We start from the raw sequence: 14,381 nt of genomic DNA, 5'->3' as shown, positions 1-14,381 counted from the left end.
GCATCGGGGAGACAATGCCGTGGTGAGTGACAAGACCGGTCTCAGTGCCTTTCTCCGCCAGCAGCGCGGCCGTCTGACTCCGCACGAGGTCGGGCTACCGTCCACCTTGAACCGCCGCACGCCCGGTCTGCGCCGGCAAGAAGTCGCCCAACTCGCGGGCATCTCGATCGATTACTACATCAAGCTCGAACAAGGCCGCGGGGCCACCCCCTCGGCCCAGGTGCTCTCTGCCCTGGCACGAGCGCTCCTGCTGACCAGCGACGAACGCGACTACCTGTTCCACTTCGCCGGAGACACTGCCCCGCAAACCGCGGGACCGTCCACGACCGTGTCCTCCGCAGTCCGATTCCTCATCGAGAACATGCCCGAAGTCCCCGCGTATGTCATCGATGTGGCGTGGAATGTGCTGGCGTGGAACGAGCTCGCCGAGTACTTCATCGGCGAGCTCACCCGTATGCCCCCGGCTGACCGGAACCTCGCCCGGTGGATGTTCCGCGCACCCGCAGACCACCCACACTGGTCCGACCCCTACTCGCACGCGTTTGCCCAGATCGTCGCCGCGGACCTTCGGTCGGCATTTCTCCGCTACCCGGACTTCGCTGAGATCAACCTGCTGACCACGGAGCTCAACGCCGTGTCACCCAGGTTTCATGACCTTTGGGAACGGAAGGGTGACTCGACCCCCGCAGTGCGGAAAAAACTGACCATCCCCGGACGGGGAGATTTCTTCTTCGAGTGCCAACTGCTCCGCATTGCCGACACCGGCCAACAGCTGGTCACGTACTGCGCCGAACCCGGCTCACCTGTGCGCGAGGCACTCCGAGACTTCGCCGAGGGCGACGTCTCCGCTGCACCCCAAGCCGTTCGCTACCTCAGCTGATCCGTCGCCGACCCAAATAACAACAGGTGAACCCGCGAACCCTCGAAGAACAGGTAAAGAAAGACAGAGTGGCTGCACCCGACCGCCAGGCGCCTACGCACCGGGCCCGCCAGGCACCCAGCCACTCATCTCTTCTGTCTGTCCCGAGAGGTGGTGGGCTCAGGCGTGCGGTGGGTCATCGGAGTTCTTGGGGAGCGGGTTGTTGTGAGCGCAGGTCGAAGGCCGTGCGTGCTGCGTCGATTTCGTCCAGGTGGTCGACGCTCCAGTTCAGCAAGGGGATCGCGGCCTTGCGCAGCTCGATGCCGAGCTCGGTGAGTTCGTAGCTGACGTGGGGCGGCATGACGGCGAGCACCGTCCGCCGGACGATCCCGTCGCGTTCGAGTCCACGCAGCGTCACGGTCAGCATCCGCTGGCTGATCCCGTCGATCTCCCGCTTGAGCTGGGTGAAGCGCAGTGGCCCGTTGCGAAGGCTTCGCACCACCAGGAGCGACCATTTATCACCCACCAGACTGAGCACCAGGCGTGCTCGGGGTGCCTGGCACTCGTTCGATTCCTCGTCCATGGTTACCTCCGCGGAACCGCGGCACATCAAAGTGCCTGATTGTCATCAGCCCAGCCGTGATTGACGATTGGAGTGGTTCTCAACAGGAACCGGCTTCTCAATCGTAACCGAATGGAACGAGATGACGAGATCGATGGCGACGTACGTCCTGGTGCACGGGGCATGGCACAACGGCCACTGCTGGGACCGGGTGGTGCCACTGCTGGAACAAGCAGGGCACCGAGTGCTGGCCCCTTCATTGACCGGCTACGGGGACAAGGCACACCTTCTCGGCCCGGAAGTAGGTCTGCGAACCCACGTCTCGGACGTGGTGACCCTGATCCAGGATCTGGAGCTCACCGACATCGTGCTGGTCGGGCACAGCTACGCGGGCCTGGTGATCTCTTCGGTGGCCAACCAGGTGCCCGACCGGATCGCGCAACTGATCTACCTGGACGCGATGGTGCCCGAACACGGGGAGACCGCGGTCGACGTGATGCCGGGAAACCAGTTCGCGATCGATCAGGCGAGAAGTTCCGACAGCGGCTGGCGGGTCCCGCCGTTCTCGGAGCAGCCGGCGCCGTACGGCTTGTACGGTGTCACCGATCCCGACGACATCGAATGGCTACGCTCGACGCTCGCCGACCTGCCGGTGCGGTGCCTGGAGGAACCGGTGGAGCTGGACAACCCGGCGGCGGCCGGCATCGCGCGGACTCACATCCTGAACACCGTCAGGCCCCCCGGTATCACCACTCGACCGATCCCGCCGGTGCAGCCCAATGGTGATCCGTCGGTCGTGTGGACGCTGCCGACCGGACACGACTGCATGATCACGATGCCCGCGGAGCTGACCGAGTTGCTGCTCCGCGTGCCGGCCGCGGTCCGATGAGCCCAGCGCCTGGTTCGCCCGAGGTGATGGTCGCTCAGGGTGTGGGCTCTGCGGGGCAGTATTTGTTGATCGAACGGCCGGTGAGTAGGTAGGTGTTGACGGCGTTGTTGCCGCATTTGTTCGGTGCGCCGTAGGCGACATGGCCGCCTTGGTCGACCGTGACCAGGTGAGCCCCGAGGGCGGCTTGGGTACGGCGGGCGCCGGCAATCGGGGTCGCCGGGTCGCGGAGGTTCTGCAGGATCAGGACGGACTGACCGTGGTTGGCGAGCCGGACCTGGGGTTCGGCGGGAGCGGGCCAGTACGCGCAGAGGGTCACGTTCGCGGTCTCAGCGCCGTACATCGGGTAGCGGATGCGGTCGATCGCCACGTGGGCTTGGTAGGTGAGCAGCGAGTGCGACCATTCGGAATCGCCGCAGGCCACAGCGAAGTGGCCGGCCGGCCAGGTGTCCGTCGGAGCGGGTGGGCCGTCCGGCGGCGGGTTGTTGGTATCCATCTGTTGCCAGTAGTCGGCCAGGTACTCGAAGGTCCCGTCGCTCCGGATCAACCCGCTGGTCATGGCGCGGAACGCCGTACCGGTGTTCTCCCCGAGTGGCTTCTGGTCGAGGCGGGTGGCCAGTGCGAAGTACTTGGCCTTGACCGCGGCGAGCGTCGTACCGAGGTGATATTCGGCGGAGTGCTCGACGAGGTAGGTCGCGAAGTCCGGGAAGCGAGTCTCGAAACCCTGTGCCTGCGCGCGGAGAGCGGACTCGCTGTAACCGTCCGGCGGAAGTGCGCTGTCCAGTACGACGCGGTCGCTGCGTTGGGGGTACAGCGTTGTGTAGACGGCGCCGAGATATGTGCCGTAGGAGTCGCCGTAGTACGAGATCTTCGTAGCCCCGAGCGCTGCGCGGATCTGGTCCATGTCCCGGGCTGTATTCGCGGTGGTCGTGTACGGCAACAGGCTGGCCGTCTTCGAATGCAGGCACTGCTCGGCCACCTGCCGTGCGGCTTTCGCCGTTCGTGCGACGTCCGCGGAGTTGTGCGGGTACGGCGGATTGGCGCTGTCGGCACGTTGTTGCGGCGTCATGTTGCAGGTGACCGGAGTGCTCTTGCCGACACCGCGTGGGTCGAACCCGATCAAGTCGTAGGTATCCTGGACGTCCTGCGGGAACGGCGTGATCAACGGCGCTGTTGTCCCAGGCAACCCTGGACCACCAGGGTTGAGGAGCATGACGCCGCGACGTTTCTCCGGGTGCTGACTGGCCTTCTTCGTGATCGCGAGCTGGATCTTCGGACCGCCCGGACGGTTGTAGTCCAACGGGACCGACAGGGTCGCGCACTGAAGCCCTGGCGTCGCGCAGGCGGTCCATTGCAGACCCGGCGACTCGGCCGCGGCGACCTCGGACACGCCGCCCGTGATGCCGGACACACCGCCGGCCGCCAAGGTCACCGCGACGATTGCCGCTGGCAACATTCTCCGCATCGGAGACACACTCCTCGTGGTTGGCTGCTTCGACCTCAGCAGCTGACCACGGGTGCGGCGCGCGGACCCCTGCCAAATGGCACTGGTCCTGCCGACCGGCTATCCGCAGGCTGGCTCGTACTATGACAAGCGTGCGGAGCGACGAGTTCACAGTGCGGCAGTGGCCGGACTGGAGCTTCTGGAACAGCCGGCAGCGCGCGCGGCCACTCAATCGCAGCCGAGTCATTGCCGTCACGTCCACCGGCGCTGCGCTGCTCGTCCAGGTCGTGCTGACGGCTCAGCTGGGCAATCCGACGTACGCCGTCCTTACCGTCCTTTACGCAGCGGTCTGTCTGCTGGCGTTGTGGCACGGGCCACTTGCACCGCGCCGGCAACGGATCCTGCTCGTGGTTGCGATGTTCGCGTTGGGTACGGCGCCCGCTGCGATCCTCGACAAGCCTGAGTACCTGACGGATCTCACGTACGCGATCGCCATCGGGATCATGCTGCTGCCGCTGCGCTACTCCGTTCCGCTCGGGTTGATCACCGCGGCGACCCAGGTCACCTGGATGCAAGTTGCCCAAGGCAAGGTGCTGTGGGGGGCGGTGGCAACCCTGCTCGGCGTCACCGCGGTCCTCGGGATGGTCGTCGCGCTCTCGTTCACCATCGGGCAGCTCCGGGCAGCACGTGAGCAGGTCCGGGGCCTTGCCGTCAGCGAGGAACGCGAGCGCGTCGCCCGCGACCTGCACGACGTCCTCGGCCACAGCCTCTCGACGATCACCGTCAAACTCGGACTGACCCGTCGAATCCTCGAGACCACGAAGGATGTCGAGGCTGCGCAGCAGGAGATCCGTGAACTGGAGGCCCTCTCCCGGCAGGCCTTGTCCGACGTCCGCGCGACTGTCTCCGATTACCGCACGGTCTCGCTGGCCGTGGAGCTGTCCGGCGCGCGTCTCGCCTTACGGGCGGCCGGCGTACGCGCCGACCTTCCGAGTGCGACCGATGACGTGCAGCCTGAATTGCAGGCTGTCTTCGGGTACGTCGTTCGCGAGGCAGTCACCAACGTCCTCCGGCACTCGACTGCCGCCAACTGCGTTGTCCGGCTCGGTCCCGACTGGGTTGAGATCACCGATGACGGCGCGGTGACCGATGCACCTGAGCCCGGCACCGGGCTGACCGGCCTGGCCGAGCGGCTGGCGGCGGTGTCCGGGACACTCGAGCACACAGTGATCCCGACCGGCGGGTTCCAGGTCCGAGCGATCGGACCGCAGGCATGATCCGCGTTCTGCTGGCCGACGATCAGGCCCTGATCCGCGGCGCACTGGCCTCGATGCTCCGGCTCGAACCGGATCTCGACGTGGTGGCCGAGGTCGGTGACGGCACCGAGGTACTGCCGACCGCCCGCCGGACCGAGCCCGACATCGCGCTCCTCGACGTCCAGATGCCGGGGCTGGACGGACTGACTGTCGCTGCCCAACTCCGGCACGCGCTTCCGGACTGCCGCGTGATCATCTGTACGACGTTCGGCCGGCCCGGCTACCTCTCCCGAGCCCTGGCCGCCGGGGCCGCAGGCTTCGTGGTCAAGGACTCCTCACCCGAGCAACTCGTCAACGCGATCCGCCGCGTCCACTCCGGACTGCGCTTCATCGACCCGGCCCTCGCCGCCGCCTCCCGCGTCGACGGCACCAATCCATTGACCGACCGGGAGGCCGACGTACTGCGAGCAGCCGCGGAGGGCGGAACCGTCGCCGATATCGCCGCGGCCGTCGACCTCTCGATCGGCACCGTCCGCAACCACCTCTCCTCGGCCATCGGCAAAACCCAGGCCCGCACTCGCGCCGAAGCCGCCCGAAGAGCCGAAACAAACGGCTGGCTGTAACACCTCAAGCCCCGGCCAAGCTCGGCGAGCGTCGAAGTAGTCGAGCGGCGCCCAGGCTCATACACGCCAGTACGAGGGCGACGACGAGCCCCCACCAATCTGGTTCTAGAAGAACGCGAGTGGGGTGGTTGGGGCGCCGGAGGCGTTGGCTACTGGTAGGGGCGGGGCGGCGAGGAAGAACTCCCAGCGGTTGAGCCGGTCGCAGGTGGTGGCGAGGTCTTCGAGCCACCACAGCTCACCGATGGTCAGGCCGAGGTCGCGGATCAGCCGTGAGTGCAGCGGGTACGTGAGCTCGTAGGGCTCCTCGAACGGCGTGACCTCGAACGTGCGATTGTCGACCGCAATCGCGGCGAACTCCCGTTCGTGGATCCACTCCGCCGTGGTGATCGAGAGACCCGGATGCACACCGGTCCAGTAGTCGCTCTTGTCCTCGAGCGAGTAGAACCACGGCATCTCGCCGGTGCGGACCAGCAAGATGTCGCCGCTGCGTAGCTCGACACCTTGTGCCGCGGCGCAGTCGGACAGGTCCTCGGCGCGGATCGCCTGCCCGGGACGGAGCCGTCGTACGCCCTGATGGCGGGGCAGGTCGAGCAGTACGCCGCGACCGGCCAGCGGGCCGAGTAGGTGGGTCCCGCACTTGCGGGCGCCATCGGCCGCGCCGACGTTGCCGACCCAGAAGCCGTTGTACATGGTGTCGGCGTAGTAGGCGTGGGTCAGCCCGTCCCAGTGCGTACCGCTCTGCAACGGAAAGGACAGGTAGTCGTCGCTGCCGAAGAAGCCGCCGTTGGCACGGTCCTCCACCAGCCCGGCGAGCACGTCAGTACCGGTGAAGGCGTGCGTATGCACGACAGCCGGGCGCGACGGATGCACAGGCATCAGTTCAGCGATCGGAATGGCGCAGCTGACCACCTCGCCGGTCCGCGCGAGCTGGGTCGCCGCACGCAAGATCTCGGGGGTGATGAAGTTGACCGTCCCGCGTTCGTCGAGCTCGCCCCAGCGGCCCCAGTTGTTCGGGTCGCGGCCCGCCGTCGCACCGATAACCTTGCCTTCGGCATCGACCTCGTACGCCGGTGGCTTCCACCCGCGACCCCAATCGTCCACACCCGCCTCCTGTCTGGTTTGCTTCGTTCACCGGCCGAGCAGCTCGATCACCAAGCGGGCTGCGGCCGCTCCAGAGTATTGCTGCTGTCCGGTGACGAGCAGGCCGTCCCGGAGAGCATGCGAACGGAACCGGCTCTGGACCACGAAGTTCGTGCCAGACAAGGCCCGGGCCTCGTCCTCGATCCGGAACGGCTGGATCCGCTGACCGACGTACGCGTCGGCGAAATCCTCCTCGGTGTTCGCGAACCCGGTCCACGTCTTGCCATCGACCAGCAACTCACCCGTCGACAATCTGACCTTCAGCAAGACACACGTGGCGTGGCAGACAACGGCTGTCGCCTTGCCGGCCTGGTAGAACGCCGCGACCAGCTCGTGCAGTTCCTTGTCGTCGGAGAACGTGTACATCGGCCCCTGACCGCCGACGAGAAAGATCCCGTCGTACTCGTCGATCGACACGTCCGCCAATGCCTTGCTGTCCTCGACCAGCGCACAGTGGTCCGGTGAGTTCACGAAGCCGAGTGAGATCAGGTCTTCGGCGGAGTACTGCGAGTCGTCGCGCGGGTCACTCCACGAGTCCCCCTCGAGCCGACCACCGTGCGGGCTGGCGATCTCGACGTCGTACCCGTGCTGGGTGAACTCCCAGTACGCATGCGTGAGCTCGGCCCACCAGAACCCGATCGCCCACCCGGTCTGCTCCGACACCGCCGGATTGGAACAAACCATCAAAATCTTCCTGCGAGTTACCTGCTCGGTGTCAACGGACATACCTCCGCACGCTAGCCCCGACCGCGTCGGCCGTAATGTACGTTCTTGCTCTTTACTCCTGAGCTGGCAGACCACCGCAGGCTCGAGCGCGCCGAGGGTTCACTCGGCGTCAATCTGTAGACACGTGACGTATATGTGGAAGTGCCTTCCAAATGGGATCGTCGGGGCGTCTCGTTCCCCGCCCCTCTCGAAAGAGTGAAGAATGAGTGATTCCGCACGCCCACAACGCGCTGAGGGCCGTCGCAAGCGCCGCTGGCTCGGTGTGGTGCTCGGCACGGTCGCCCTGACCATCACGTCGGCCGGAGTCGCGTTCGCGGCTCCGCCACCCCCGCTGCCGCAGAACGCGAACGGCTACGAGCAGTCGTTCTCGCCGGCCTTCGACTACGACGGCGACGGCTGCTACGCGTCGACGGCCATCGGTCCGGACGGCACGCTCAACCCCGGCCTGAACCCGAGCGGCGCGGTCAACGGCAACTGCCGCGACCAGTCCGATCTCGACAACGTCAACACCTACTCACGATCGAAGTGCAACAACGGCTGGTGTGCGGTCGTGTACGCCGGCTACTTCGAGAAGGACCAGGCACTGCCCGGCAGCAGCCTCGGCGGCCACCGGCACGACTGGGAGCACGTGATCTCCTGGATCAACCAGACGTCGAACCAGGCCGAGTACGTGACCACCACGCAGCACAGCAGCCAGGTCACCTACCCGCGGTCGCAGGTGCGGTTCGACGGGACGCATCCGAAGGTCGTCTACCACAAAGACGGCATCGGCACGCACTTCTACCGGCTCGCCAACGCCAACGACGAGCCGCCGGAGAACCACTACCACAACTGGCGCTACCCGCCGATCGTCGGCTGGGACGGCTACCCGTCGCTCGCGCTGCGGGACAAGCTGATGACCGCCGACTTCGGGTCGGCCACCATCAAGATCACCGACAAAGACGACCGCTTCCGCAATCTGCTGAACGCGTCCAAGCCGGCCGGCATCCCGTTCGACCCGTTCGCCTGAACACCCCGACGGCCCTCAGCGCACACCGTGCGCTGGGGGTCGTTGCCTATCGCGGCCGGGTGGTGCGTTTCTCGATGCTCTTCCGCGCGGCTTGCTCCGGAGTCAGGGGTACGACGCGTTGCACATAGACCCCGGGCAGGTGGACCTCGTCCGGGCGCAACTCGCCGACCTCGACAACCTGCTCGGCCTCGACGATGGTCAGGCGGCCGGCCATCGCGGCGACGGGGTTGAAGTTGCGTGCGGCCGCGTGGAACAGGCAGTTCCCGGCGCGATCGGCGACCGCGGCCCGGACCAGCGCGACGTCGGTGGAGATCGCCTCCTCGAGGACCATCTCGCGACCCTGGATCGTCCTCACCTCCTTGGGCGGCGAGGCCAGAGCCACGGTCCCGTCAGAGTCGTAACGCCAGGGCAGCCCACCCTCGGCGACCAGCGTGCCGACGCCAGTCGGCGTGAAGAACGCGCCGATCCCGGTGCCGCCGGCTCGCAGCCGCTCGGCCAGCGTGCCCTGGGGAGTCAGCTCGACATGCAGCTCGCCGGACAGGTACTGACGGGCGAACTCCTTATTCTCCCCGACGTACGACGCGATCACGCGGCTGATCCGCCCACGCTCCAGCAGCAACCCGAGGCCCGCGCCGTCGACGCCGCAGTTGTTGGAGACGACGGTGAGGTCGCCGGCGCCCTGCTCGAGCAGAGCCTCGATCAGGAACCACGGGATGCCGGACAGCCCGAACCCTCCGACCGCCAGGCTCGTCCCGTCCGGGATGTCCGCGACCGCTTCGGCGGTCGTCGCAACGACCTTGTCCAGACTCATGGAGTCGACTCTAGGCCGCCGGGATCGATAGGGAGAAGTACTCATTTACGCTCGATCAAGACTCTGCGAGTATCAATCGCATGGAGCTGCGACAGTTGCGGTACTTCGTCGCCGTTGCCGAGGAGCGGCACTTCGGGCGCGCGGCGGCGCGGCTGCACATGGCTCAGCCGCCGTTGTCGCAGCAGATCCGCCGGCTGGAGACGGACCTGGGCCTGCAACTGCTTCGGCGTACGACGAGACGCGTCGACCTCACCGCCGCCGGTGAGGCCTACCTGGTCCGGGCCCGGGAGATCATCGCCGCGGTGTCGTCGGCCGCGGGCGAGGCGCAGCGGGTCGCGGCGGGGTTGCAGGGGCGGCTGGTGATCGGGTGCGTCGGGTCGGCGACGTACAGCCTGCTCCCGCAGTTGGTGCGGACGTTGCGCGAGGAGCTGCCGGATCTCGAGGTTTCGGTGCGGGGCGAGATGCTTGCGCCGGATCAGCTGTCTGCTTTGTTGGATGGGCGGATCGACCTTGGTCTGCTGCGGCCGCCGGTCGATCAGGACGCGTTGCGGCTGCGGGTGCTGCGGTCGGATCGGCTGATTGTTGCCGTGCCGGGTGGGCATCGATTGGCTGGGCGGGAGCGGTTGCGGTTGCGGGACCTGGCCGGCGAGGATTTTGTCATCCATGCCGGTGGTGGGCGGTCGGTGATGCATGATGCGGTCGTCGAGCGGTGCCGGGAGGCCGGATACGAGCCGCGGATCCGGCATGAGGTGTCGGAGACGTCGACGCTGGTCACGTTCGTGGCGGCCGGGTTGGGGATTGCCGTGGTGCCCGCGCCGGTGGCGGAGTTGATGGTGCCCGGGGTGGCGTACCGGCCGCTGGCCGGGAAGGCGTCGGTCGAGCTGGCGGCGGCGACCCGTGTCGATGATGACGCACCACAGTTGCTGCGGGCGCTGGCAGTCGTGGGGGCGCTGGCTTAGGGGGCTGCCAGGGTGAGGACGACCTCGTTGCGGTGGATGGTCAGGTGGCCGCCGGCGGCTTCGGCGCAGCGGCGGGCGATGTCGAGCCCGAGGCCGGACGACCCGCGGTCGCTGCGACCCCGTTCGCCTGCGCCGAGAGGGATGCCAGGGCCCTTGTCGGCGACCACGATCTCTACGCCGTGCTGCCGGCGGGTCAGAGTGATCCGGGCCGACGTGCCGTCGGGGGTGTGAGCGACGACGTTCTCGACCAGCGCATCGAGGGCGGCGCCGAGATCCTCCGCGGAGGAACGGACCATCGCGGGCGGACTCGCCAGGTCGAGGGCCAGCTCACGGCCCTGGTCCTCGAAAAGCGGTTCCCAGAACGCCGCACGCTTGCGGGTGACCTCGACGGCATCGCAGTGCGGGACCCGACCCTCGCGTTGCGGTCGGCGGGCGGCAGTGATGACCGCGGTGAGGGTGCGTTCGAGGCTGGTGACTTGGGTGTTGAGCTCCTCGGCGCTGTCCCGGTCGGGTAGGGCCTCGACCTGGAGCCGGAGCGCGGTCAACGGCGTACGCAATCGGTGCGAGAGGTCGGCGACGGCTTCGCGTTCGACCGCGATCACCTCGTCGATGCGGTCGGCGAGACCGTTGAGCGCGGCACCGACCTTGGCCACTTCGGCCGGGCCGGTCGTGGGGGCGCGCGCGTCCATATCGCCTTGCGCGAGGCGTTCCGCCGTACTGGCTGTTTCTTCCAGTGGGCGGGCCATCCGGCGGGAGACGAGCTCGGCGCCGACGATGCTCAGGAGCAGAACGACGAGGCTGCCGCCGATCAGGATCAGGAGACGCGGCACGAGACCGGAGTACACCTCGTCGGAGGTCAGGTACAGGCAGACCGACGCCGTGCCGTGCGGGGTGCCGACGCTGACGTCCACCGCCTTACCGCCGCCGACGTCGCGATAGTCGATGCCGCCGACCTTCGGCGGGCCGTCATGATCGTTGTCGTACTCGTCGCCGCTGGGCAGTGGCTGGGGGGACGGTACGCCACCGGGCGGCGCCTCGCCGAGCGTCGTACCGTCGGCCAGCCGGACCGAAACGCGCCCTGGCCACTCCTTGCTGACCTCCTCGAGGTACGCCGTGATGTCGGCGGCCGTGTGGTTCTTGTCGCCGACGTAGTACGCGACCGTCTCGGCCCGGACCTTCGCCGCGTCCTTCGCGTCGTTGGCCGTCGTACTGCGCAACAGCAGGATCAGCGGTACGGCGAACGCCAGCACGACCAGCGTGGTCATGCCGACCGAGAGCAGCAGGATCCGGCGGCGCATCGTCAGCCACCCGCCAGCTTGATCCCGACACCGCGGACGCTGTGCAGGAAGCGCGGTTCGGCCGCGGTCTCACCGAGCTTGCGGCGCAGCCAGGACAGGTGCACGTCGACAGTCCGGTCGCCGCCGCCCCACGGCAAGCCCCAGACTTCGGCCAGCAGCTCGCGTTTGGTGACCACGGCACCCGGACGTCGGGACAGGGCGAGCAGGAGGTCGAACTCCTTGCGGGTCAGATCGACCGGCGCTCCGTCCACGGTGACCTCGCGGCTGCGTGGGTCGATCTTGAGCGCGCCGAGGTCGACGACCGTCTCGCCTTGCTGGTCATGGCCCAGACGGCGGAGGACCGCGCGAATGCGGGCGTCGATCTGCGCGGAGCTGAAGGGTTTGATCACATAGTCGTCGGCGCCGGCGTCGAGCAGCTTGACCACGCTGGCGTCGTCGTCGCGAGCCGTTGCCACGATCACCGGTACGTCGCTGACCGCGCGGACCATGGCCAGCACGTCCCGGCCGTCCAGGTCGGGCAGGCCGAGATCGAGGAGCACGACGTCGGGCCGGTCCCGGGCGGCCGCGGCGACTCCTTCGGCACCCGCGGCGACGGCCGTGACGACATGGCCGGCCGCCGTCAGGGCCTTGCCCAGCGACGTCCGGATCGCGTCGTCGTCCTCGATCACCAACACCCGCACCATGCCACGAGGGTAGACGCCAGGTGTTAGCTCAGTCCGTATCTGGAGGGAGCCGGGGAGCGATGGCGGTCACGGGGGCTTTGAGGCCGGTGGTGCGGAGTTCGAGGTTGGCGAGTCGGGTGATGACCGCGGTGTCGCCCTCGCGCCAGGCGGCGACGGGGTCGTCGGAGATCTTGGCGAGCTTGTGCATCGGCTGGTTCGCCATCGCCCGAAGCGCGAACAGGTCCAGGTCGGCGGCGTTGTCGATGAACCTCTGCGCCGCGGTCGCCCGGCGGGAGAAGCGGATGCGACGCGGCAGCCAGATCAGGAGCGCGAAGAAGATCGGCAGGCCGATCGTCACGCCGGCCAGGACGTAGGCCAGTTGCTCGACCGCGTGGGCTTGGTCGCGGCCGGCCTGGGCGAGCTTGCCTGCGGCTCCCGCGGCTCCGTCGACCGGTGAGCGGAGTTCGTCACCGACGACAGGCACTTTGCCGATCGGCTCGGACAACTTGCGCAGATCACCCGCGAGCCCGTCCCCCGCTTCGGCGGCCTTGCGTCCTGGTGCTCCCAGCGCGTTCGTGATCCGGAACACGAGCAGACCGAGCTCGACACAGATCCAGATCCAGACGACGAGCATCAGATCGCCCATCAACTGCCCGAACCGCTGCGTCCCCACGTCGGAATAGAGCTTCACCGCGCCTGCCCTTCGTCGGGTTTCGTCGCGGTGACCCTAGAGGGTCCGGCACCAAACCCAAAGTGATGGGTGGTAACGAACCTAGAGCGTGCTGCGGAGATCCCACAGCGGCGGGTAGTAGCGCAGGTCGAGGCGGCTGCGGAGGTAGCCGGCGCCGGAGGATCCGCCGGTGCCTGGCTTGGTGCCGATCATGCGTTCGACCATGACGACGTGCCGGGCCCGCCAGGCGGCGGCGAGCTCGTCGTGCTGGAGGAGGGCCTCGGCCAGCTCCCAGATCGCGCCGTAGTGACCGCGGTCGCCGGCGACCTTGCGGAGGGCGTCCCGGATCGCATCGTCGGACTCGGTGTCGAAGCCGGCCTTCTGCAGTACGACGAGGAACGCGTCCCACAGGGTCGGCTCGGACAGGCGGCGATCGAGGCGCTCCTTCTCGGCCTCGGTCAGCCCGCGGAACCGTCGTACGAAGGACGGGTCCTTGGCGGCGGAGAGGAATTCGATCTCGCGGAACTGCACCGACTGGAACCCGCTCGCCGGCGACAACCGGTGCCGGAACTCGCCGAAGTCCTGCGGCGTCATCGTCTCGAGGATGTCGACCTGCTGGATCAGCACCCGCTCGATGGTGTGGACGCGGCGGAGCAGGTGCTGGGCCAGCCACAGCTCGCTCGCCAGCATCGCGTCGCGCGACGCGGTCAGCTCGTGCAGGACCTGCTTGAACCACAGCTCGTAGACCTGGTGAATCGTGATGAACAGCAACTCGTCGTGGGCCGGCGGATCGGACTCCAGCCGCTGCTGATCCAGCAGCTCGCCGAGCCGCAGATAGCTGCCGTACGTGAGCCGCCCACCCTCTTCACCGAAGTGGACGTCGACCCCGTCCCACCGCCCCGCGACCCCGTCACCAGTGCTCATGGGGCAGACACTAACTGACGCGCTTCGTGACCGGTCAGGGATTCGTTCGTTGGAGATTGGTACGCCGATACGAGGAGCTGCATGTCCGCCACGACCCAAACGCCGGTGATTCCGGGTCCGATCCAGGGGCCGACGCGCGAAGAACCGCTCATCGAGGCCCTGCTGCTCGGCGACTATTCCTCGCTGGTCCACCTGGCCTATCTGATCCTCCCGCCTTCGATCAGCCGGGCGCGGCGAGTAGCCGCCGCCCACGCCGTGGTCCAGCGTGCTCTTCCGCCGGGGCTCGCGCTGCCGGCCGGTGACGCCCGCGAGTTCATGCGGCGCCGCGTCATCCGGGAGGCGGCTCGCCAGGCGGCTCGCCAGACTCCGCTGGCGCGGTTGGGCGGCGTCCTCGCCCGCCCGGACGCGCTCGGGTTCGAGCCGTGCTCGACCAAGGTCGACACCGTCACCACCCGCCGGCGCTGTGCCCGCGGCCGGCAAGTGGCGACCGCGTTCGCGCTGCTGCTGACGCTCGGCATCTTGCTGTCACTGCTGACGTCTTGACGTCGTTGT

16 protein-coding genes are annotated in these 14,381 nt (G+C 67.7%); 7 read left to right on the top strand and 9 right to left on the bottom strand.

All coding sequences use genetic code 11. The features are described from left to right. The first annotated feature begins 22 nt into the window (after positions 1-22). Complete coding sequence (locus tag ACWF4Z_RS03715) at positions 23-880, top strand: helix-turn-helix domain-containing protein (protein WP_452241382.1); 858 nt, start codon at positions 23-25, stop codon at positions 878-880. A gap of 175 nt (positions 881-1,055) precedes the next feature. Here ACWF4Z_RS03715 and ACWF4Z_RS03710 read toward each other — a convergent pair whose 3' ends face one another. Further along, complete coding sequence (locus ACWF4Z_RS03710; RefSeq protein ID WP_452241381.1) at positions 1,056-1,442, bottom strand: winged helix-turn-helix transcriptional regulator; 387 nt, start codon at positions 1,440-1,442, stop codon at positions 1,056-1,058. A 121-nt stretch (positions 1,443-1,563) separates the two neighbouring features. Between ACWF4Z_RS03710 and ACWF4Z_RS03705 the strand changes: the two genes are divergently transcribed. Then, positions 1,564-2,310: an alpha/beta fold hydrolase gene (locus ACWF4Z_RS03705; protein ID WP_452241380.1), complete on the top strand. Its 747-nt coding sequence runs from the start codon at positions 1,564-1,566 to the stop codon at positions 2,308-2,310. 34 nt (positions 2,311-2,344) lie between these two features. Here the strand turns inward: ACWF4Z_RS03705 and ACWF4Z_RS03700 are convergent, their stop codons facing one another. Continuing rightward, a complete protein-coding gene (locus ACWF4Z_RS03700; protein ID WP_452241379.1) occupies positions 2,345-3,772 on the bottom strand; it encodes an alpha/beta hydrolase in 1,428 nt (475 codons plus the stop codon). Between the two features lie 131 nt (positions 3,773-3,903). On the opposite strand from ACWF4Z_RS03700, the gene ACWF4Z_RS03695 reads away from it, so the two are divergent. Together ACWF4Z_RS03695 and ACWF4Z_RS03690 are read left to right on the top strand one after the other, a co-directional pair. Then, positions 3,904-5,028 (top strand): sensor histidine kinase, encoded by a 1,125-nt coding sequence (locus ACWF4Z_RS03695; protein ID WP_452241378.1) that lies wholly within the window; start codon positions 3,904-3,906, stop codon positions 5,026-5,028. Next, on the top strand, positions 5,025-5,630 hold the full coding sequence (locus ACWF4Z_RS03690; RefSeq protein ID WP_452241377.1) for a response regulator: 606 nt from the start codon (positions 5,025-5,027) through the stop codon (positions 5,628-5,630). Before ACWF4Z_RS03695 ends, ACWF4Z_RS03690 begins: the two co-directional genes overlap by 4 nt. A gap of 105 nt (positions 5,631-5,735) precedes the next feature. On the opposite strand, the gene ACWF4Z_RS03685 is transcribed toward ACWF4Z_RS03690, so the two are convergent. Both ACWF4Z_RS03685 and ACWF4Z_RS03680 read right to left on the bottom strand, forming a co-directional pair. Beyond that, positions 5,736-6,731, bottom strand: coding sequence for a cyclase family protein (locus ACWF4Z_RS03685; RefSeq protein WP_452241376.1), 996 nt, complete (start codon positions 6,729-6,731; stop codon positions 5,736-5,738). A 27-nt stretch (positions 6,732-6,758) separates the two neighbouring features. Continuing rightward, complete coding sequence (locus ACWF4Z_RS03680) at positions 6,759-7,433, bottom strand: type 1 glutamine amidotransferase domain-containing protein (protein ID WP_452241375.1); 675 nt, start codon at positions 7,431-7,433, stop codon at positions 6,759-6,761. A gap of 265 nt (positions 7,434-7,698) precedes the next feature. On the opposite strand from ACWF4Z_RS03680, the gene ACWF4Z_RS03675 reads away from it, so the two are divergent. Continuing rightward, a complete protein-coding gene (locus tag ACWF4Z_RS03675; RefSeq protein WP_452241374.1) occupies positions 7,699-8,505 on the top strand; it encodes an NPP1 family protein in 807 nt (268 codons plus the stop codon). A 46-nt stretch (positions 8,506-8,551) separates the two neighbouring features. Here the strand turns inward: ACWF4Z_RS03675 and ACWF4Z_RS03670 are convergent, their stop codons facing one another. Further along, positions 8,552-9,316 carry a CoA transferase subunit A gene (locus ACWF4Z_RS03670; RefSeq protein WP_452241373.1) on the bottom strand — a complete coding sequence of 255 codons (765 nt, stop codon included), beginning with the start codon at positions 9,314-9,316 and terminating at the stop codon, positions 8,552-8,554. Between the two features lie 80 nt (positions 9,317-9,396). Between ACWF4Z_RS03670 and ACWF4Z_RS03665 the strand changes: the two genes are divergently transcribed. Further along, entirely contained in the window at positions 9,397-10,275 is an 879-nt protein-coding gene (locus ACWF4Z_RS03665; RefSeq protein WP_452241372.1) for a LysR substrate-binding domain-containing protein, read from the top strand. Here the strand turns inward: ACWF4Z_RS03665 and ACWF4Z_RS03660 are convergent. The 4 genes from ACWF4Z_RS03660 to ACWF4Z_RS03645 form a co-directional block, all read right to left on the bottom strand. Next, entirely contained in the window at positions 10,272-11,573 is a 1,302-nt protein-coding gene (locus tag ACWF4Z_RS03660; RefSeq protein WP_452241371.1) for a sensor histidine kinase, read from the bottom strand. The genes ACWF4Z_RS03665 and ACWF4Z_RS03660 overlap by 4 nt on opposite strands. Before the next feature lie 2 nt (positions 11,574-11,575). Continuing rightward, on the bottom strand, positions 11,576-12,256 hold the full coding sequence (locus tag ACWF4Z_RS03655) for a response regulator transcription factor (protein ID WP_452241370.1): 681 nt from the start codon (positions 12,254-12,256) through the stop codon (positions 11,576-11,578). Between the two features lie 28 nt (positions 12,257-12,284). Further along, positions 12,285-12,926 (bottom strand): hypothetical protein, encoded by a 642-nt coding sequence (locus ACWF4Z_RS03650; RefSeq protein ID WP_452241369.1) that lies wholly within the window; start codon positions 12,924-12,926, stop codon positions 12,285-12,287. Between the two features lie 81 nt (positions 12,927-13,007). Beyond that, positions 13,008-13,829, bottom strand: coding sequence for a tryptophan 2,3-dioxygenase (locus ACWF4Z_RS03645; RefSeq protein WP_452241368.1), 822 nt, complete (start codon positions 13,827-13,829; stop codon positions 13,008-13,010). A gap of 81 nt (positions 13,830-13,910) precedes the next feature. Here ACWF4Z_RS03645 and ACWF4Z_RS03640 point away from each other — a divergent pair, with 81 nt between their 5' ends. Beyond that, positions 13,911-14,372 carry a hypothetical protein gene (locus tag ACWF4Z_RS03640; RefSeq protein ID WP_452241367.1) on the top strand — a complete coding sequence of 154 codons (462 nt, stop codon included), beginning with the start codon at positions 13,911-13,913 and terminating at the stop codon, positions 14,370-14,372. The last annotated feature ends 9 nt before the right edge of the window (positions 14,373-14,381 follow it).

The organism is Kribbella sp. NPDC055071, from assembly GCF_053608045.1.
The sequence above is the reverse complement of the archived record's forward strand: the minus strand, read 5'-3'. Positions and strand labels throughout refer to the sequence as shown.